Below are 18,038 nucleotides of genomic sequence, written 5' to 3'. Positions count from 1 at the left end.
TGTTCAGCCGGAGCCAAAGCATGCAGTGGCTGGCCACGGTCGGTGTCTGCATTGCCGGGATCGCCACGGTCCGCCCGATCGAGCCCGGGACCGCGGTACTGCTCGCGCTGAGCTGTCTGTTCCTGGCCGGGCGCCACCTCTCCCTCGGACCGACGGTGACCTTCGCCTGGCTGATGGCCGGCGTGCTCAGCTCGGTCGGGCTGATCGCAGTCAGCGATCAGGGCACGGCCTACCTGTTCACCTACTTCCTGGCCGGCAGCGCGGGGGCCCGGCTGGAAACCCGGCGAGCCGTGGCGGTGGCGAGCACGGCCTCGCTGCTCGGGGCTCTGGCCGTCGGAACGTTGCCCTGGGAATTCGGCCTGACGCTGGGGCTGCCGGTACTGATCGGAATGTCCCGGCGCAGTTCACGGGAAGCCACCCAGGCCATCCTCGATGCCGCCCACCGGGAAGCCGAAGCCGCCCGACGCGAAGCCCAGGCGGTTGAGCGGGCGGCACAGGCGGAGGCACAGACGGCGGTGCTGGCCGAGCGGGCCCGGATCGCCCGAGACGTCCACGACGTGCTGGCGCATTCTCTGGCCGGCATCAACATGCAACTGGAACTGGCCGACGCTCTCCTTGACACCGGCGACCTTGACCGTATTCGCCAGGCCACTGCAACTGCGCAGGGCCTGGTCAAGGAGAGCCTGCAGCAGGCTCAGTGGACCGTGCACGCCCTCCGGGAAGACGCTCTACCCCTGGTTGAGAGCCTTACGTCCATGCTCGAATCGTCCGGGCATAGAGACGCGCTGACGGTCACCGGGACCGCCGGCGAGCTACCGGCCCAAGTAGTACAGAACCTGCTCCGCATCGCTCAGGAAGCCTTGACCAATGCCGGGCGGCACGCCCCCGGGGCAACGGTGCAGGTCGAGTTGGAGCACCGGGCCGAAGGTGTGGTGTTGCGGATCAGCAATGGACGGGTGGACGCACCGGTGTCGGTCAGTCCGGGAAGCGGGATGGGCCTGATCGGGATGCGCGAACGGGTGGCCCTGCTCGGGGGGACGATCGAGGCCGGTCCCGTGGTGGAAGGAACGTATATGGGTGGGTGGCGAGTGACTGCGGTGATTCCGGCGTGATCCGGGTGGTGGTGGCCGACGACCAGGCGGCCGTGCGTGAGCCCCTGGCCACGGTGCTCGACCTGCTGGACGACATCGAGGTCACGGCCGCGGTCGGCGACGGCGCCCAGGTGCTGGCCGCGCTGGCGGCCGGCCCGGCCGATGTGGTGCTGATGGATCTGCGGATGCCGGTGATGGACGGGATCGAGGCCACCCGGCGGATCACCGAAGAATTCCCGGATGTCGCCGTGGTCGTGCTGACCACCTTCGCCGACGACGAATCGATCATGGCCGCGCTGAGCGCCGGAGCGTGTGGCTACCTGACCAAGGACTCCGGCCGTCAGGACATCGCCCGGGCGATTCGCGCCGCTGCGGCCGGGCAGGCCGTCCTCGACCGGGCCGTGCAGGCCCGGCTGCTCGCCTCGGCCCGGAGCGCTGCGCCGTCCGGGGCTGAGATCCCGGCCGATCTGACCCCGCGCGAGCGTGAGGTGTTCACCCTGATCGGTCAGGGCCTGTCCAACCGGGCGATCGCCGGGCAGTTGTTCATCAGCGAGGCTACGGTGAAGACCCACATCAACAACCTTTTCGCCAAGGCTGGTATCCGCGACCGCGCCGATGCTGTGCGCCGGGCGGTGTCGGCCGGCCTGGCCTGATCCGGTAGAGCCGAAGCCGGACAAACCCTGAGGCCGAAGCCGGACCAAACCCTGAGGCGGCCGGCACCGAACCAGCTCTGATTCAAGGAGCTGGTTCGCCATGACCAAGCAGTCCGATCAGGAAAAGGCCGAACTGAGGCCGGTTCGGGGCGCTCTGTCCGGTTTGGTTACCGCAGCACTGGCTTTAGGTGTGGCCGAACTGGCGGCCGGGGCGATCGGCCGTTCGGTGGCTCCCGCCATCGTGGTCGGCGGAGCCGCGATCGACCGTACACCCCGGTGGCTCAAGGAATTTGCCATTGAGCAGTTCGGTGAGAAGGACAAGATTGTTCTTCTCAGTGGCATTTTCGTCACGGTGGCGCTACTTGCGGCAGTCATCGGTGTCATCGCCACTCGCTGGCGGCGCATCGGTCTCACCGGTGCCGCCTGCTTGGGCCTGATCGCCGCGCTCGCGGCGGCCACTCGTCCCCAGTTCGAACCGATCGATGTGGTGCCCTCTTTGGTCGCCGCGGTGGTGGCGGTGCTGGGGCTGGCCTGGTTGCTCTCGCTGACCGCGGTCGGGCATTCGGCCGGTCGAAGGGCGGTATTGGGGACGTCGTTGCTGGCTTTGGCGGCGATGGCCACCGGGGTTGCGGGGCGGCAGATCCAGAACCTGCGGACCGACGTGGCCGCGTCCCGAAGAGCTCTACGGTTGCCCAGGCCGGCCCTGCCCGCGGCTTCACTTCCTGAGGGCGCTGAGCTGAATGTGCCCGGTGTGAGCAGCTTCTACACCAAGCCGGCGGACTTCTACCGGGTCGACACGGCCTTGTCGGTGCCGAAACTGACCACGGACGAATGGAAGTTGCGGATCCACGGGATGGTCGGCGAGGAGCTGACCCTCTCCTTCGACGATCTGCTGGCCCGGCCGATCGTTGAACACGACATCACCATGACCTGCGTGTCCAACGAGGTCGGCGGCGGACTGGTCGGAACGGCGCGTTGGCTGGGTGTCGAGCTGGCGCCCCTGCTAAGAGAGGTGGGGGTGGACGCGAAATCCGATCAGCTGGTGGGTACCTCGGTCGATGGGATGACGATCGGCACCCCCGTTTCGGCGGTTCTGGACGGCCGTTCGGCCCTGCTGGCGATCGCGATGAACGGTGAACCGCTGCTGCCGGAGCACGGATTCCCCTGCCGAATGGTCGTCGCCGGTCTCTACGGCTACGTTAGTGCGACCAAATGGCTTGTCGATCTTGAGCTCTCACGTTTCGACGCATTCGACCCGTACTGGGTGCGCCGCGGCTGGGATCAGCAGGCCCCGATCAAGACCAGTTCCCGCATCGACACGCCGCGCCCGCTGTCCCGGGTGAAGGCCGGAAGGATTGCCGTGGCCGGTGTGGCCTGGGCTCAGCATCGCGGTATTTCACAGGTACAGGTGCGCGTCGACGGCGGCGCCTGGCAGGAGGCCAGACTGTCGGCCGAGGTGAACGACGACCTCTGGCGGCAGTGGGTGTGGGAATGGGACGCCCCCTCGGGCTCACACACCCTGCAGGTGCGGGCCGCCGACAGTTCGGGCGAGATCCAGACCGAGGACCGGGCCGAGCCCTTCCCGAACGGATCCTCCGGCTGGCAGTCCGTTCTGGTGACCGTCGAATAAATCTTCCTCGCAGACCAATCCGCCGCCAAGGCGGTACCGAACCACGGGCGAAGGTCCGAAAGCAGCACCCTCACAACGGAAGCAGGTTCATCATGAACACCTCGATCCGCAGGATTCTTGTGGCCGGCGTTGCTCTGAGCACCACCATCGGCCTGGCCGCCTGTGGCAGCGACTCGGAGTCCGACACCGCGTCCGAGCCGATGGACACCTCGATGGCCGCCACCCCGTCCACCGCCGGTGAGTCGATGGACAGCTCCGGCGGGGCGATGACCGGCCTGGTCGGCTCGGGCTGCGCCGCCTACGCCGAGGCGAACCCGGACGGCGCCGGCTCGGTCGAGGGCATGTCTGCCGACCCGGTCGCCACCGCGGCCAGCAACAATCCCATGCTGAAGACGTTGACGATGGCTGTTTCCGGTGAGCTGAACAAGAAGGTGAACCTGGTCGACACGCTGAACGGCGGCGAGTTCACCGTCTTCGCGCCGGTCGACGACGCCTTCGCCGAGGTGCCGGCCAAGACCATCGACACCCTGAAGAAGGACGACAAGCTGCTCACCCAGATTCTCACGTACCACGTTGTGGCCGGTGAGCTTTCGCCGGACCAGGTGGCCGGTGAGCAGACCACGGTCGAGGGCGGCACGGTGGACGTCACCGGCTCGGGCGACGACCTGAAGGTCAACGGCGCCAACGTGGTCTGTGGCGGGGTTAAGACGGCCAACGCCACGGTCTACCTGATCGACCAGGTTCTGATGCCGGCCGACGCCAAGTAAGGCGCTTTCCAGCTCGGGAGGTGTGGGGCCACGGCTCCACACCTCCCGCTGTGCGTTCCCGGTCGGCAGTACTACGGTTGCCGCTGCGCTGGACAACCTCGAGGCACTGGAGACCGCACGTGGAGATCGACGTCGTAGAACCCGCCGTCCGGGATGCCTTCGCGGCGTCCGTCGACGAGGAGCCGGAACAGTTCCACGCCGCGATCGAGGCCATCCTGGACCGGGGTGACGACTTCACCATCGCCGCCTTCCAGCTCGCCATCAACGTGGCCGCCGTGATCCTGCAGGACCTGCACGAGGGCGAACTGCCGGGCGAGGAGGAGATCGGCGACCTGGCCGAGGACTTCGCCGAGACTCAGGAAGAGTGGTCCGAGGTCAGCGCTGAGCTGGCCCGGACGTACATGAGCGCAGCCCTGGGTGAAGAGGCCGTTCTGGACGTGATGAGCCCGGGCGACGTCGCGGTGACCGGGTTCGCGCTCGGCGGCTGGCTGTTGTCCGCGTTCCTGCCCGAGGCCGATGAAGCCGCAGAAGCCGACCAGGCCGATGAAGCTGCTGACAGCGGCGAGCCGGGCGCGACCAAGGACTGGGACGACTACCTGGACGACATCCTCAAGGTGCTCTCCAGCGCCCTGGCCGAGGACTGACGATTCCCGGGCCGCGGCGGGCACCTGGCACGATGCTGCGATGGCCAAGGGAAAACGCCGCAGCCCGAACCGCACCGCCACTCGCGCCACCACCGCCGCCCCGGCGGCCGAGGCCGAGCTGATCAGCCTGCCGGAACCTCGGCAACTGAGCGACGAGGCGCATCTGCAGGTGCCGCCGGAGCAGCTCAGCGAGATGCGGGACATCACCCAGGGCGTGCTGGAGGACCTGGCCGCGGTCCGGACCCGGATGGACGCCGACCTGACCCTGGCCAGCGTGTTCCGGGTGTTCTCCGAGCTGGACGGCGACGAGCTGGACGAGCTCGACATCATGGCGGTCACGTCGATCATGGCGCAGCAGATGGTGGATCTGTGCCTGCGCGCCCCCTCCAGCACCGGCTTGGGCCTGCTGATGCTGCTGGCCGAGCAGGGCACCGTCACCAGCCGGATAGCAGCTCAGGCGGCGGCGGACCAGCTGCTGGCCGATGGAGTCGAGCCGCCCCGTTGGGCTGCCACCGAGCTCAAGGTTGTGCGGGCCTGGCGGGTCGGCGACGGGTACGGCGAGGCGGTCGGGGTCCTGTTCGCCTACGGGCATCGGGAACACGCGGTGACGGTGATGTTCGATCGGGACCTCGAGGGCTCGATCGTGGACGTCCTGTTGGCCGCGGACTCGACGGCCAGCGTTCTGCGGGCGGCGGCTCAGGAGCAGTTGGTCGAACGACCGGACCAGACGTTCGAGGACCTCGATGATCGCCGGGCCCTGGGGATGCTGCGGGAGGCCCTGGCCGGCGAACCGCTGCCGTTCAACGAGGAGTCAGCCGAACGCGTCTCCACTTTGCTTTATCTGGTGCACGCCCGGGCCCAGCAGATGGCCGTGCAACTGGAGGAGCCCGAAGTCGCGCTCTTCGACGACAAGCTGCTCACCCGGCTGTGGGAGATGCTCGAGTTCGGCGAAAACCCGCTGGCAAAGGGCATTTACCAGCTCAAGGTCACGATCGACGGCAGCGAACCGGCGATCTGGCGGCGGGTCGAGGTGCCGGGCACGATGGACCTCGATTCGCTGCACGTGGTCATCCAGGCCGCCTTCTCCGGGGACGACGCCGAGGCCTTCTCGTACCGGTACGGGCCGCAACCGCAGGAGATCATGGGCTCACTGCTGCAGGTGACCCAGATCGCGTCCGTCCTGGATGCGGCTCAGCCGCGTATCACCTGTGTGTACGGCGCCGAGGGGGAACGGCTCCTGGACATCGTGCTCGAGAAGACCGTTCCCGGGCAGGGCGATGTTCCGTACCCGCGATACCTGGACGGGCAGAACACCTCGCCCGAGGGCGTGGCTCCGGATGCGGCCGCGATCAACCGTCAGCTGGAGTCGTTCCACGACTGACCCAACCCGGGGTGTCGAAGCGCATCGGCTCGGTGCCCACCAGCGTCTGCAAGTGGGTCTCCAGGGCCCGCAGGTTCGTCTCGCCGATCTGCTGCGCCCACTGGGCGCGCAGGTCGTCGAAGATCGCTTCGCCGGTGCTCAGCACCTGCTGGCCCAGGTCAGTTACCTGTAGACGTTTGCGGCGAGCGTCCTCGGGGTCGGGACCGATCGCCACATAGCCGCGTTCCTGCAGCGTGGCGATGGTCTTGGCGGCGGACTGCTTGGTCACGGACATCCGGCGGCCGAGCTCCGAGGCGTTGTCCGCGCCGGCCGCGATGGCCCGCATCGCGAAGTCGTGCACCGGCCGGTGGTCCGGATAACCACGTTCGGCCAGCTCGGCGGTGGCCGAGTCGGCCAGGACGCGGAAGCCGCCGAGAAGAAGCAGGGCCAGGTCGGCGCCGGATCGGGACATACCCACAGACTAGCCAGCGCTAGACAATCGACAACCAAGCTGTCTATATTTTCGACAGTCAGGTTGTCGATTCGGGAGGTTGTCGTGATCGAGCACCATCACGAGGGTTCGCTGCACTACGTGTCTGCCGGCTCCGTCGGCCCGCCGGTCCTGCTGGTGCACGGGTTTCCGGAGAGCTGGTGGGCGTTCCACCGGATCATTCCGCGGCTGGCTGCTGCGCATCGGGTGTTCGCCGTGGATCTGCGCGGTTTCGGTGATTCGGACGTGGCGCCAGAAGGTTTCACGAGTGCGGACGCGGCCGAGGACCTGCATGCGCTGATCGCCCGGCTCGAGGTCGGGCCGGTGCACCTGGTGGGCCAGGACATCGCCGGGGCAACGGTTTTCCGCCTGGCTTCGGCCCATCCGGAAGACGTGCTGAGCTTCACCGCGATCGAGATGGGCCTGGCCGGATTCGGGCTCGAGGCGCTGGGAGACGTGACGCACGGCGGATCCTGGCACATCGGGGTGATGGCGGCGCCCGGCATTCCCGAGATGCTGCTGGCCGGCCGTGAGTCGCAATTCCTGGGAGACTTCGCTTTTCCGGCGATGACCGCGGTCGCGGGTGCGATCTCGCCGGAAGATGTGGCCGAATTCGCCCGGGGCTATGCCCGGCCCGGCGGCTGGCGGGGTGCGGCCGGTCTGTATCAGTCGATGCTCTCGGAGGGCACGCAACTTCAGGCTCTGCCCAAGCTGACCATGCCCGTGCTCGCTGTCGGCGGTGGGGGAGGCGCCTTCACGGCGAAGACGATGGAACAGGTTTCTGCGTCCCCGATCGAAGCTGTTCTGCTGGAGGGGGTGGGGCACTACGTGGCGATGGAGGCCCCCGATGCCCTGGCCGATGTTCTGCTTCGGCATTTCGGCCGGTAGCCGCACCGCAATAGGCCTTGCCGGAACGAGCTGCTCTGCTTGACTGAAGTACATGCAGCTGGTTCTGGTCCGGCACGGTCAGTCGTCCAACAACGCCCACTTCCTGGCCGAACTGGCCGCGCACCGGGCCCGGGTCGCCGAGGATCCCGGCGGCGCGCGGATCGGTGAGGAACTGGTCGGGTACCAGAATCGGGTTCCGGAGCCGGAGCTCACCGACCTGGGGGTGCGGCAGGCACAGGCGCTCGGCAGTGCGTTGGCCGAGGGTCGGCTGCCGTTCGCTCCCACCTACCTGTACGCCAGCCCGATGATCCGGGCGGTGTCCACCGCGCGTGCGTTGTCAGAGGCGTCCGGACTGCCGATCCTGTTGCAGCCGGATGCTTACGAGGTCGGCGGGGTTCAGGAGGTCGATCCCCGGACCGGAGTCCGAAGCAGGTGTGACGGGGCCGCATTACCGGCACTGCAGGGGTACGGCGGCAACGTTCTGGCTCCGCCGGGGCTGTTCCCGGCCGACGGCGGGCCGTGGTCCGGAGGATTCGAGACCGATCTGGAGGACGCGCTGCCGCGGGCCCAGCGGTTGTTGTCCGATCTGCTGATCACGCACCGGGTCGATGATGTGGTGGTGCTGGTCTGCCACCAGTTCTTCGCGCAGTTCGTGATGGCGGCCGCGCTGAAGTGGGAACGACCGCCGTGGAGGCGGTTTCGGCTGGACAACACCGCGCATGCGTCGTTGCGCCTGGAGCACGGAGAAGTCCTGACCGAGTGGGTGAACCGGGTCGAGCACCTGGACCCGGCCGACGTGACCAACTGATTTGCACCCCTGCGGTGTTGGCCTCGGGCGCCGCCGCCTGGCAGTCTCGACCCATGGCGAAGCGGCACAAGCGGGCCCCGAAGCGAACCGCAACTCGTTCCTCGGCGCCGCTGCAGGTGGTCCGGGACGACCTGTCCCTCCACGAATCCGATTCGGTATCAGGTGAATCGCCCGGGCCGACGGTGATCGACCTGGTCGACCGGCTGGACGACGACCTGGAGCTGCTGACGGTCGACGACGCCGAGGCGATGATCGGGGTGATGGCCCAGACCACCCTGAAAACGCTGAAAGAGGTGCGGCACCGGGCCGCGGCCGAAGAGGCGCTGAGCGCCCTCTTCGAAGTCTTCGGTGAGGGGGCACTGCCCAATCCTGAGGACGGCCCCGTCGGGGGCCCGGCGCCGAAGGAGCGCGCCGACGTCATCGAGCACGCGATCGCCCTGAACGCGCTCCTGCACAAGGTGACCGCCTATTGCGCAGCGCGGCCCGGCCCGACGGAACTCGGCCTGCTGCGCCTGATTCAGGATCTCGGACCGGAGCAGGCCCGGCGCACCGCCGCCCAGGCCGCCGACGAGCTGGCCGCGGCGCAGATCATTGCGCCGCGCTGGGCCACCGAACAGGCCGAGCTGGTGGTGGAACGAGCCTGGCGCTGGGGCGCCAAGTCCGGCGAACTGACCGCCGTCGGCTTCCAGCTCGAGCACGGCCACCGCCCCCAGGCGTTCTCGGTGCTGATCGACCACAGCCAGGGCGGCGGGATCAGCAACATCGTGCTGGTGGCCGGGAAGCGTGCTGCGGACCTGCGCGAGCAGCAGGCCGGATCGATGCGGGCCGAACCCGACGCGTTCTTCGAAGACGCCGACCCGGCCAAGGCTTTGAACGAACTGGCCGAGGCCCTGACCCGCAAGCCCTGCCCGGCAACTCCGGACGACGCGCTCAGCATCTACGCCGACCTTGGGCTGGTGCATCTGCGGGCCCGGCAGCTGGGCGCCGGCGACATCACTCTCTACGCCGACGCAGTGCTGCGGGACGGGCCGGAGGAGCTGCAGGAAGAGTCAGAGAAGCTGCCGGACGGGCCTGAGCAGCCCTCGGCAATCCTCAAGCTCAAGGTCACGCTGACCGGGAGCAAGCCCCCGATCTGGCGTCGCCTCGAGGTTGCCGACCAGAGCACGCTGAGCGAGCTCCACGCCGCCATCCAGGCAGCCTTCGGCTGGACCGGTTCACACTCGCCCGCGTTCGAGCAGAACAAGGAACTGGTGGACGACCTGCTCAGCCCCCTGGTTCAACTGCTCAGCACCAAGGGCGACAAGCTGGTCTACCGCTACGACGCCTGGGAGCACCAAGTCGCCGTCGAAGAGGCGCTGACGCCGAGCGAGGACGCGTCCTATCCGCGGTGCACCGGCGGCCGGCGGGCCGCTCCGCCCGAAGACAGCGGCGACATCAAGGGTTACGCGAACCTGCTGGAGATCCTGGAGAACCCCGACCACCCCGAGCACGCTCAGCGCCGGGAACACTCCGGCCCGATCGACGCCGCACTGCTGGACACCGAGGCAATCGACCAGCGAATGCAGTTGCTGCAGAGGTGAGTTGAGGCGCTAGGCCCTAGCCGTTCTCGGCCACGCTCAGGGCCAGCGCCTTGATCTCGTCCGCTCGTTCGGCCGCGCCCTTGAGCAGGTCGGTCAGCGCGTCGAGCTGGGTCTTCACCTCGGCCAGGCCCTGGACCACGTTCTCCGCCCCCAGCGCCGCGGCGGTGCTGCCGACTTCCTCGGCCTGCTGGGCGGCGCTGCCGCTCTCGTTCGTCGCCTCGTCGATCTTGCTGGTCACGCCGCTGATGAGTTCCGCGAGTTCGTCGATCTTGGACATCCGGGGGCGCCCCTGTCGTTTGCAACGTTGTCCGATAAGGGGTGAACCATATCGAAACCGGCAATTGTTGACCACCGTTCGTGTGCAAACTATGACCTTTGGTGAAGGCACCGGATCCGGAGAAAGACAAAGCCGGTGCTCAGTCGTATTCGCCCGAGGCGTCCGCGCCCAGCTGGCGCAGCACCTCCACGATCGACTCCTGCGAGGGGTGCACGACCCGCACGTCCTCGGCGGTGGCGACGTAGATGATGTTGGCCCGCTTGGCCGGGGTGATCACCCACAGGTCGTCGCGGATCCGGCCGAAGTCGAGGCTGAGGTCGTCGAAGCGCTGGCGACTGCCCTTCTCGGCGGCCCAGTGGTTCAGGTGCGAACGTACTTCTTCCTCGGTCATGCGGTCCTCCAACGGGATTCGCCGGGTAGCCGGAACACGGACTCGATCCCGACGATGCGCATCCGGGCCGGTGGCGGCCAGTTCCCGTACACGCCGAGCTGGGCGTCGGCGAACCGGAGGCCGTCCTGGGCGACGTGGGCGTTGAACCAGTGGCCGGTCCGGCCGAACGTCTTTCCGCCGGCCTTGAAGCTCTCGAAGTCGATGCCGATGATCGCGACGGTACCGGCCGGGCAGTCGGCGAGCTGCTTGGCGATGTGGTCGTAGGCCCGGATCTGGAAGTCGTTCAGATTCTCGGATTTCTCCGCCCGCAGGGAGTTCTCGGGCCGGGCTCCGGTCCAGGCCCAGATCTCGTCGTACTCGCCGACCAGGACGTCGCCCGCGGCGGCCACGGCCCGGTCGGTCTGGACGGTGGTGGCGAACGCGCGGGCGCAGTCGCCGCAGTTGTTCTCGAAGATCGCGTCCTGGTGGCGGCGGGGATTCACCCGGGCGATCCAGGCCGACGGATTGTCCCGGCCTGCCTGGTCCACCAGTTCCTGCAGCTCGGCGGTGTCTTCGGGATGGGCCACGTACCGGTACGGCTGGACCTGCGCGCGCGGCACACCGGCCAGCTCAGCCCTTCAAGGTTCCCCGGCCAGGTTCTCGGTCAGCGTCCTGATGTCCTGCGCCCGTTGCGAGGCGTCCAGCAGCAGGTCGGTCAGCTCGTCGAGCCGGCTCTTGACCTCGGTCAGGCTCTCGGTCGTGCTCCCGGCGCCGAGCGCGGCCGCGCTGGAACCGGCCTGCCGGGTCTCCTGCGCCGAGACGCTGCTGGCGAGGGCCGCGTCGTTGACCTTGCCGACGGTGCTGCCGATGCGTTGCGCGAGCTCCTCGATCCGGGACATCCGGGCTGTCTCCTCAACCGCGCCGATGCTGATTCCGGACAAAGTACCCAAAAGGCTGGATATCCCACCACGCCCGATGCCGGTCCAGAGCGGTCCGCAGATGAGAGCCCTTTCATCCGGCTCTCCTGAACGCCTCACCGGCGCCCGGAAAAGTACTCGTCATCGGCACCGAGGGGGTGCCGGACGAGAAGCGCCGAAGGAGACAGTCATGAAGGTTCGTAAGACTTGGGTCGTTGTCGGTACCGCCGCCGTGCTGGGTGTGGGCGCCGCGACTGCGGGTGCTGCGCTGGCCGACAGCGGGGTGAGCCTGAACGACCGCGCCACGGTTTCGTCCTCGGTGACCGAGCAGGGTTCGTCGGCTCAGGACGCTCAGCTGGACAACGACACCGCCGACACGGCGAACACGTCCAACACCGCGGACACCCCGAACGACACGGACAACACCCCGAACACCCCGAACGACGTGGACACCGCGAACACCCCGAACGACGTGGACAACACGCCGAACGATGTGGACACCGCGAACACCCCGAACGACGTGGACAACACGCCGAACGATGTGGACACCGCCAACACCCCGAACGACGTCAACACCCCCGACGACCGGGACGACGTGAACACGGCCAACACCCCGAACGACCGGGACGACAACGACGACGTGAACACGGCCGACACGCCGAACGAGCGCTGATCGTCGTCCACCCCCTCCCGTCCGGCCGGCGGCCTTGCGGATCTGGCGATCAGATCCGCAAGGCCGCTGGAGGAGAGGGTTTTTCGGGTAGGGCAACACCAAACTTGAGACGCCCGACCGCCTCAGCGGCCAGCGTCCCCTGGTCTGGGGTTACGCAGTCGGTCGAAGACCCTGAGTGGCGGCCGCGAGCGACGTAATGTGCTCCCAGTCACCTTCTTTCACCGACGACTTGGGAGTCAGCCAGGTTCCGCCGACGCATCCCACGTTGGGAAGAGCGAGGAACTCGGGCGCCGTCTGGGGGGTGACGCCGCCGGTCGGGCAGAAACGCAGCTGCGGCAGCGGTCCACCCACGGCCTTGAGCAGCGAAGTCCCGCCGACCACGGTGGCCGGGAAGAGCTTGGCCTCGGTGATGCCCCGCTCGATCAGGCGCATCATGTCCGACGGCGTGGCACAGCCGGCCAGGAACGGCAGGCCGACCCGCTCGAACCCGTCCAGCAGCCGGTCCGTGCTGCCCGGGCTGACCAGGAATCGCGCACCCGCCGCGGCCGAGGCCTCGGCCTGCTGCTCGGAGCAGACGGTGCCGGCGCCGATCAGCATCTCGGGCACCTCACGGGCGATCGCGGTGATTGCCCCGATCGCGGCCTGGGAGCGCAGCGTCACCTCGATGATGCCGATCCCGCCGGCCAGGAGGGCCTGGGCCAGGGGTACGGCGTTCTCGACGTCCTCCACGACGACGACCGGGATCACCGGGGAGACGTCGAGCAGGGAAGCGGTGGTGGTGGTCTGTACGGCGGTCATGCGGGGAGTCTTTCCTCAGTTACGGAGATGACGCGGGGCTCAGTGGGCTCGGCCGGGAACGTGCTGGTGGTCATACCGAGCGTGTCCCCGAAGACGCTGGCCCCCAGGTCGGCCGGGCCGACCGTGGCACGGAAGGCGGCGAACAGTTCCCGCCCGGCCCCGAACACGGGTGCCGCGTTGGGGGCGCTGGCCGGACGGGCCGCGAATTCGGCGGGGTCTACGTCCGCCTGCAAGGTGCTGGTGGTGCAGTCCAAGGTCATCACATCGCCGTCCTGCAGCCGGGCGATGGGTCCGCCGAAGGCCGCCTCGGGGGTGACGTGAATGGCCGCCGGGATGGCACCCGAGGCGCCGGACATCCGTCCATCGGTAACCAGAGCCACCTTCTGCCCACGGTCCTGCATCAGAGCCAGGGCAGAGGTGAGCCCGTGCAGTTCGGGCATGCCGTTGGCGGCCGGGCCCTGGTGCCGGATGACGATGATCGCGTCCTCGGTGAGCTCACCCGCCCGGAACGCCTTGAGGAAGTCGGCGTCGTTCTCGAACACCCGGGCCGGCGCCGTGATGACCTGGTGCTGCGGCGCCACCGCGGAGACCTTGACCACGGCCTGCCCGAGATTGCCGTGGACGATCCGCACGCCGCCCTCGGGGGAGAACGGATCGCTGACCGGGCGCAGCACGTCCAGGTCCAGGGACTTGGTCGGGCCGGGCCGCCAGGTGAGCTCGCCGTCCACGACGATCGGCTCTTCCGTGTAGCGCCACAGACCCGGGCCCGCGACGGTCTGGACGTCGTCGTGCAGCAGCCCGGCGCTGAGCAACTCGTGGATGAGCAGGCCGATCCCGCCGGCGGCGTGGAAGTGGTTTACGTCCGCCGAGCCATTGGGGTAGATGCGCGACAACAGGGGTACGACGCGTCCCAAATCACTGATGTCGTCCCAGGTCAGCGCGATGCCGGCGGCACGGGCGATGGCCACCAGGTGCAAGGTGTGGTTGGTCGAGCCGCCCGTGGCGAGCAGCCCGACGACGCCGTTCACGATCGCCTTCTCATCGATGACACGCGCGATCGGCGTGTACTCCGGGCCCTGGGCGGTGATCCCCGCGACCCGCGCGGCCGCCGCGTCGGTCAGTGCATCCCGCAGCTCGGTACCCGGGTTGGGCAGGCTCGCCCCCGGCAGGTGCAGGCCCATGACCTCCATCAGCAGCTGGTTGGAGTTGGCCGTGCCGTAGAACGTGCAGGTGCCCTCGCCGTGGTACGAGGCCGCCTCGGTGTCCAGCAGTTTCTGCCGGTCCACCAGCCCCTGCTCGTAGAGCTTGCGGACCTTGGCCTTCTCGCCGTTGGGGATGCCGCTGGTCATCGGCCCGGCCGGGATCAGCACGGTGGGCAGGTGCCCGAACGACAGCGCCCCGATCAGCAGCCCGGGCACGATCTTGTCGCAGACCCCGAGCATCACCGTGCCGTCGAACATGTCGTGCGAGAGCGCCACGGCCGCGGACATCGCGATCACGTCCCGGCTGAACAGCGACAGCTGCATGCCGTCGCGGCCCTGGGTGATCCCGTCGCACATGGCCGGCACGCCGCCGGCGAACTGCGCGATGCCGTGGGCGCGGATGACCGCCTTCTTGATCCGGGCGGGGTAGTGCTCGAACGGCCGATGGGCGGAGAGCAGGTCGTTGTAGGCCGAGACGATCGCGATGTTCGGCTTGGCGTTCCCGCGCAGCACCACCTTGTCCTCGGGGGCCATCGCGGCGAACCCGTGGGCGAGGTTGGCGCAGCCGAGCCGGCCGCGGGCGGGAGCGGACTGAATAGCTGCGTCTATACGCTCGAGGTACGCGGCGCGGGTGGTCTCTGAGCGCCGCGTGATGCGGTCAGTGACTTCCTGAATGGCCGCGATGGGCCCAACGGGTCCGTTCATGCCTCGGAGCCTAGGCCAGTTTGGTCTTCGAAGAACAGGGGTTTTGATTTTGAAAAGCTAAATTAGAGTGAACGGGTGGAGACGCTTGGAAGGGCCTGCGCGTGAGCGGTGCTGTGTCGGCGGTCACAGCTGGTGACGTGCTTCAGCTGGTTCGCGACGGCGAGGCGAGTTCGCGGGGAGATGTGGCGCGGCTCACCGGGCTGTCCCGGACCGCGGTCGCGGCCCGAGTAGATGCGCTGGTCGCGGCCCGCCTCGTGACCGAGACCGAATCCCCGGGGACCGGCGTCGGGCGGCCTCCCAAACGTCTCGAATTCGAAGCCGGGGCCGGGCTGGTGCTGGCCGCCGCGATCGGCCGCAGCCGCGCCCAGCTCACCGTATGTGACCTGACCGGGCGGGTTCTGGCCGCCGGCGAACATGAACAAGAGGTAGGCCAAGGGCCGGACGATGTTCTCCCGCGGGCGGTTGACCGGCTGCGGGCGCTGCTGCTGGAGGTCGGCGCAGACCCGGCGGACGTGCTGGGGATCGGGGTGAGCATCCCGGGCACGGTCGACCCGATCGCCGGCACCAGCCTGAACTCGGCCATCATGCGTGGCTGGGACGGCGTGCCGATCGCCCCGTACTTCGCCTCGCTGTCGGCCGCGCCGGTGGTGATCGAGAACGACACCAACGTCATCGCCCTGGCCGAACTCGACGCCCACCTCACCCGCTACCAGGACGCCCTGATCGTCAAGGCGTCCACCGGTCTGGGGGCCGGGATTGTCGCCGGCGGCGCTCTGCAGCACGGCGCCCGAGGCGCGGCCGGCGACATCGGCCACGTGAAATACCGCGGCGCTTCGGATGTTCCGTGCCGCTGCGGTGAGGTCGGCTGCCTGGAAGCGGCAGCCGGGGGTTGGGCCCTGGTGCGTGACCTGACCGCGCACGGGCGCTCGGTCTCGCACGTCCGGGATGTCGTTGCGCTCGCTCTGGAGGGCGACGTGGTGGCCCGGCGGGCGATCCGGGGCAGCGGGCAGGCCATCGGCGAAGTCCTGGCTGCGGCCGTGACCTTGCTGGATCCGGCGGTGATCGTGGTGGGTGGAGACATGGCCCCGGCCTACGACCTGCTGGTGGCCGGGCTGCGCGAAACCCTTTACCGGGACGCCACCACCGTTGCCGCCCGCGACCTGGATGTGCTGGTCGCGAGTCATGGCGCCGACTCCGGGGCCCGAGGTACGGCGGTGTTGGCGCTGCGACGAGTGCTCAGCCCGGCCGCGATCGACGAGCGGCTCAATCGGGCGCTGCGAGCAGTCAGGGTCTAAGCGTCGGGCGGGGTTGCTCTTGCGCCGGTCGCCGGGTGCGAGCAGGGCCGGCGACGAAGCGGAGAGCCCCGGCCAGGACAGCCAGGACGACGAACAGGCCCATCGACATCGTGGCCAGTGCCACCCAGAACGGGCGCAGGTTGACGGCCAGCAGGTGCAGCAGCAGCCCGAGCGCGAAGAAGCTGCCGATCAAGGAGGCCGGCCGGCTCAGCCACGAGTTCGTTCCGGCTCCGCGCGTGGATCGGCGGTTGATCACGATGCACACGGCCAGGATCAGCGGGTAGGCCAGCAGGGGCTTCCAGGCGGGGCCGTCGATCAGGGCGCGCAGCACGGGGGTGAGGAAGTCGGGCAGCACCTGGGTGTAAGCGCTGATGCTGGACATGAAGCGCTCGCCCTCGGCCATGATCGCCGGATTCTTGGGTAGGCCCTGACGTTTGGCGACCAGAAGGTAGGTGGGCTCGATGCAGCTGATCAGGAAGGACCACCACAGCAGGGCGCGCACCCGTAGGGAGACCTGATAGCGCCGAGTCCGGTCGACGGCGAGCCTGCCAAGGTTGGGCCGGCCGTGCGACCCGAGCCTGCGAACCCCGGCCCAAGCCGAGCCGGCTTGCGTCGACACCCAGGCGCCCGCGTCCTTGGTTCTTTGGACGAGAGCTTCGCGGACGAGGGGATCGAGCTTCAGAGTTTCCGAAATGCGGGCAAATTGCGGCTGGGCGTGGTTGTGAGCCAGAGCGTTCTGAGGTAGCGCGCGGTGCACCGGAACCCGCTCGTGCCGCAGCCAACGCCTGATTTCGGGTGCGCCCCAGCGCTGTTCCGGGTTGCGGGTGAGGAGCCCGGCCACCAGGGTTCGCTGCCGTTCGTCGGTGATGCCGGAGACGTCGACCTCGGTGGTGGCCAGCAGCAGGCGGGCCGTGTCGGAGCTGGTGGAAGCTTCGGGGCCGCGGATCATCTCGAAGACGATCTTGCCCAGGCTCCAGTACGGGCTCTTCGCGTGGCTGGCGTGGCTCAGCGCCTCGGGCGCCATGTACGCCAGCTTCACCTGCAGCGTGCCGAAGGCCTGGCTGGGACCGGTGCCCTTGATCCCGCCGAAGTCGCCCAGCACCAGGTCGATCGGATCGCGCCGGCGCAGCAGGACGTTGCCCGGCGAGAGGTCGATCTGGCGGCCGAGCCGGTTGGTCTCCCAGAAGTCCAGCGTGGTGACCAGTCGGGCCACGATCGCCTCGATCCGGGCGGGAGTCAGTCCCTGGCGTCCTTCGTCCCGGATCAGATCGCTCAGCGAGCCCTCGGGCACGTACTCCAAGGCCTCCCAGGCCAGCTTGCGGGAGCCACGCTGCGCGAAGCCCCAGTCGATCAGCCGGGGAACGTGCTTACTGAAGACGTCCTCGCCCAGCTGCTCACGCAGCCGATGGAGGTCCTCGCGCACCTTCTCGTTGAAGTCCTCGGCCTGAAGGCGCTCGTACAGCTTCAGCGCGACCAGGCGGCTGTGGCCCCGCTCGCGGACCAGCCAGACGTCCGCCTCTCCCCCGTTCCCAAGAGCGGATCTTCGCCCTGATCGACTGCGAGCACAAAGCGTTCGCTGAGCTCGTCGGGAAAGCGCAGATAGGCCAGATGCCCGGCTGGCTCGTCCGCGTGGGCGGGCCAGGCCAGCGTGGGGGCGACATCCCCAGGCTTCTGGACGATGGTCGCATCGGGCCTGGCTGCCGTGGTGGGGTCCGGATCGTCCGTGTCCAATGCCCCATCCTCCTCAGAACCTTTCAACCGCCCCGGATCGGGGCGCTGCATCCTGAATAGCACTGTCCGTGAGCGGCAGGCGAACGCGGTGGTCGGTCGGATGCTCTGAGTGAGGACGTCGGTGTATGTCGGTCTTTTCGGTTTCTATTGGGGCATAGC

20 protein-coding genes are annotated in these 18,038 nt (G+C 68.4%); 11 read left to right on the top strand and 9 right to left on the bottom strand.

All coding sequences use genetic code 11. The annotated features are described in order from the left end of the window. The first annotated feature begins 20 nt into the window (after window positions 1-20). From LR394_RS42620 to LR394_RS01480, 6 genes are all read left to right on the top strand, one after another. Entirely contained in the window at window positions 21-1,112 is a 1,092-nt protein-coding gene (locus LR394_RS42620; protein ID WP_407936968.1) for a sensor histidine kinase, read from the top strand. Continuing rightward, window positions 1,082-1,744, top strand: a complete 663-nt coding sequence (locus tag LR394_RS42615) for a response regulator transcription factor (protein ID WP_231438482.1) — start codon at window positions 1,082-1,084, stop codon at window positions 1,742-1,744. The genes LR394_RS42620 and LR394_RS42615 overlap by 31 nt, the downstream gene beginning before the upstream one ends. Window positions 1,745-1,844: 100 nt before the next feature. Beyond that, entirely contained in the window at window positions 1,845-3,374 is a 1,530-nt protein-coding gene (locus tag LR394_RS01495; protein WP_231438481.1) for a molybdopterin-dependent oxidoreductase, read from the top strand. A 92-nt stretch (window positions 3,375-3,466) separates the two neighbouring features. After that, window positions 3,467-4,141 (top strand): fasciclin domain-containing protein, encoded by a 675-nt coding sequence (locus LR394_RS01490; RefSeq protein WP_269328467.1) that lies wholly within the window; start codon window positions 3,467-3,469, stop codon window positions 4,139-4,141. A gap of 119 nt (window positions 4,142-4,260) precedes the next feature. After that, window positions 4,261-4,785 carry a hypothetical protein gene (locus LR394_RS01485; protein WP_231438480.1) on the top strand — a complete coding sequence of 175 codons (525 nt, stop codon included), beginning with the start codon at window positions 4,261-4,263 and terminating at the stop codon, window positions 4,783-4,785. A gap of 40 nt (window positions 4,786-4,825) precedes the next feature. Then, window positions 4,826-6,166 (top strand): plasmid pRiA4b ORF-3 family protein, encoded by a 1,341-nt coding sequence (locus LR394_RS01480; RefSeq protein WP_231438479.1) that lies wholly within the window; start codon window positions 4,826-4,828, stop codon window positions 6,164-6,166. Here LR394_RS01480 and LR394_RS01475 read toward each other — a convergent pair. Further along, the gene (locus LR394_RS01475; protein ID WP_231438478.1) at window positions 6,135-6,617 is read right to left on the bottom strand and encodes a MarR family winged helix-turn-helix transcriptional regulator; all 483 of its coding nucleotides are present in this window, start codon (window positions 6,615-6,617) and stop codon (window positions 6,135-6,137) included. The genes LR394_RS01480 and LR394_RS01475 overlap by 32 nt on opposite strands. An 84-nt stretch (window positions 6,618-6,701) precedes the next feature. Between LR394_RS01475 and LR394_RS01470 the strand changes: the two genes are divergently transcribed. Genes LR394_RS01470 through LR394_RS01460 form a run of 3 tightly spaced genes read left to right on the top strand, consistent with a single transcriptional unit; the run spans window position 6,702 to window position 9,911 of the window. After that, window positions 6,702-7,523 carry an alpha/beta fold hydrolase gene (locus tag LR394_RS01470; protein ID WP_231438477.1) on the top strand — a complete coding sequence of 274 codons (822 nt, stop codon included), beginning with the start codon at window positions 6,702-6,704 and terminating at the stop codon, window positions 7,521-7,523. Window positions 7,524-7,575: 52 nt separating this feature from the next. Beyond that, entirely contained in the window at window positions 7,576-8,331 is a 756-nt protein-coding gene (locus tag LR394_RS01465) for a histidine phosphatase family protein (protein WP_231438476.1), read from the top strand. A gap of 53 nt (window positions 8,332-8,384) precedes the next feature. Continuing rightward, on the top strand, window positions 8,385-9,911 hold the full coding sequence (locus LR394_RS01460; protein ID WP_231438475.1) for a plasmid pRiA4b ORF-3 family protein: 1,527 nt from the start codon (window positions 8,385-8,387) through the stop codon (window positions 9,909-9,911). A 16-nt stretch (window positions 9,912-9,927) separates the two neighbouring features. Here LR394_RS01460 and LR394_RS01455 read toward each other — a convergent pair whose 3' ends face one another. From LR394_RS01455 to LR394_RS01440, 4 genes are all read right to left on the bottom strand, one after another. Beyond that, window positions 9,928-10,188, bottom strand: coding sequence for a hypothetical protein (locus LR394_RS01455; RefSeq protein WP_231438474.1), 261 nt, complete (start codon window positions 10,186-10,188; stop codon window positions 9,928-9,930). A 139-nt stretch (window positions 10,189-10,327) separates the two neighbouring features. Continuing rightward, window positions 10,328-10,579 (bottom strand): hypothetical protein, encoded by a 252-nt coding sequence (locus LR394_RS01450; RefSeq protein ID WP_231438473.1) that lies wholly within the window; start codon window positions 10,577-10,579, stop codon window positions 10,328-10,330. Further along, window positions 10,576-11,178: a toxin glutamine deamidase domain-containing protein gene (locus tag LR394_RS01445; protein ID WP_231438472.1), complete on the bottom strand. Its 603-nt coding sequence runs from the start codon at window positions 11,176-11,178 to the stop codon at window positions 10,576-10,578. Before LR394_RS01445 ends, LR394_RS01450 begins: the two co-directional genes overlap by 4 nt. A gap of 18 nt (window positions 11,179-11,196) precedes the next feature. Then, a complete protein-coding gene (locus LR394_RS01440; protein ID WP_231438471.1) occupies window positions 11,197-11,457 on the bottom strand; it encodes a hypothetical protein in 261 nt (86 codons plus the stop codon). Window positions 11,458-11,665: 208 nt separating this feature from the next. Here LR394_RS01440 and LR394_RS01435 point away from each other — a divergent pair, with 208 nt between their 5' ends. Beyond that, the gene (locus LR394_RS01435) at window positions 11,666-12,148 is read left to right on the top strand and encodes a RodZ family helix-turn-helix domain-containing protein (protein ID WP_231438470.1); all 483 of its coding nucleotides are present in this window, start codon (window positions 11,666-11,668) and stop codon (window positions 12,146-12,148) included. A gap of 150 nt (window positions 12,149-12,298) precedes the next feature. Here the strand turns inward: LR394_RS01435 and eda are convergent, their stop codons facing one another. Continuing rightward, on the bottom strand, window positions 12,299-12,946 hold the full coding sequence (gene eda, locus LR394_RS01430; RefSeq protein ID WP_231438469.1) for a bifunctional 4-hydroxy-2-oxoglutarate aldolase/2-dehydro-3-deoxy-phosphogluconate aldolase: 648 nt from the start codon (window positions 12,944-12,946) through the stop codon (window positions 12,299-12,301). Continuing rightward, a complete protein-coding gene (gene edd / locus LR394_RS01425; RefSeq protein WP_231438468.1) occupies window positions 12,943-14,853 on the bottom strand; it encodes a phosphogluconate dehydratase in 1,911 nt (636 codons plus the stop codon). The genes eda and edd overlap by 4 nt, the downstream gene beginning before the upstream one ends. A 101-nt stretch (window positions 14,854-14,954) precedes the next feature. On the opposite strand from edd, the gene LR394_RS01420 reads away from it, so the two are divergent. Next, window positions 14,955-16,148 carry an ROK family transcriptional regulator gene (locus tag LR394_RS01420; protein ID WP_231438467.1) on the top strand — a complete coding sequence of 398 codons (1,194 nt, stop codon included), beginning with the start codon at window positions 14,955-14,957 and terminating at the stop codon, window positions 16,146-16,148. On the opposite strand, the gene LR394_RS01415 is transcribed toward LR394_RS01420, so the two are convergent. Both LR394_RS01415 and LR394_RS01410 read right to left on the bottom strand, forming a co-directional pair. Further along, window positions 16,138-17,652, bottom strand: coding sequence for a protein kinase domain-containing protein (locus LR394_RS01415; protein WP_231438872.1), 1,515 nt, complete (start codon window positions 17,650-17,652; stop codon window positions 16,138-16,140). The two genes, LR394_RS01420 and LR394_RS01415, sit on opposite strands and share 11 nt — an antisense overlap. Then, window positions 17,613-17,879: a hypothetical protein gene (locus LR394_RS01410; protein ID WP_231438466.1), complete on the bottom strand. Its 267-nt coding sequence runs from the start codon at window positions 17,877-17,879 to the stop codon at window positions 17,613-17,615. The genes LR394_RS01415 and LR394_RS01410 overlap by 40 nt, the downstream gene beginning before the upstream one ends. Between the last annotated feature and the right edge of the window lie 159 nt (window positions 17,880-18,038).

Source organism: Kineosporia babensis (assembly GCF_021129305.1).
GTDB classification, from domain to species: domain Bacteria; phylum Actinomycetota; class Actinomycetes; order Actinomycetales; family Kineosporiaceae; genus Kineosporia; species Kineosporia babensis.
The sequence above is the reverse complement of the archived record's forward strand: the minus strand, read 5'-3'. Positions and strand labels throughout refer to the sequence as shown.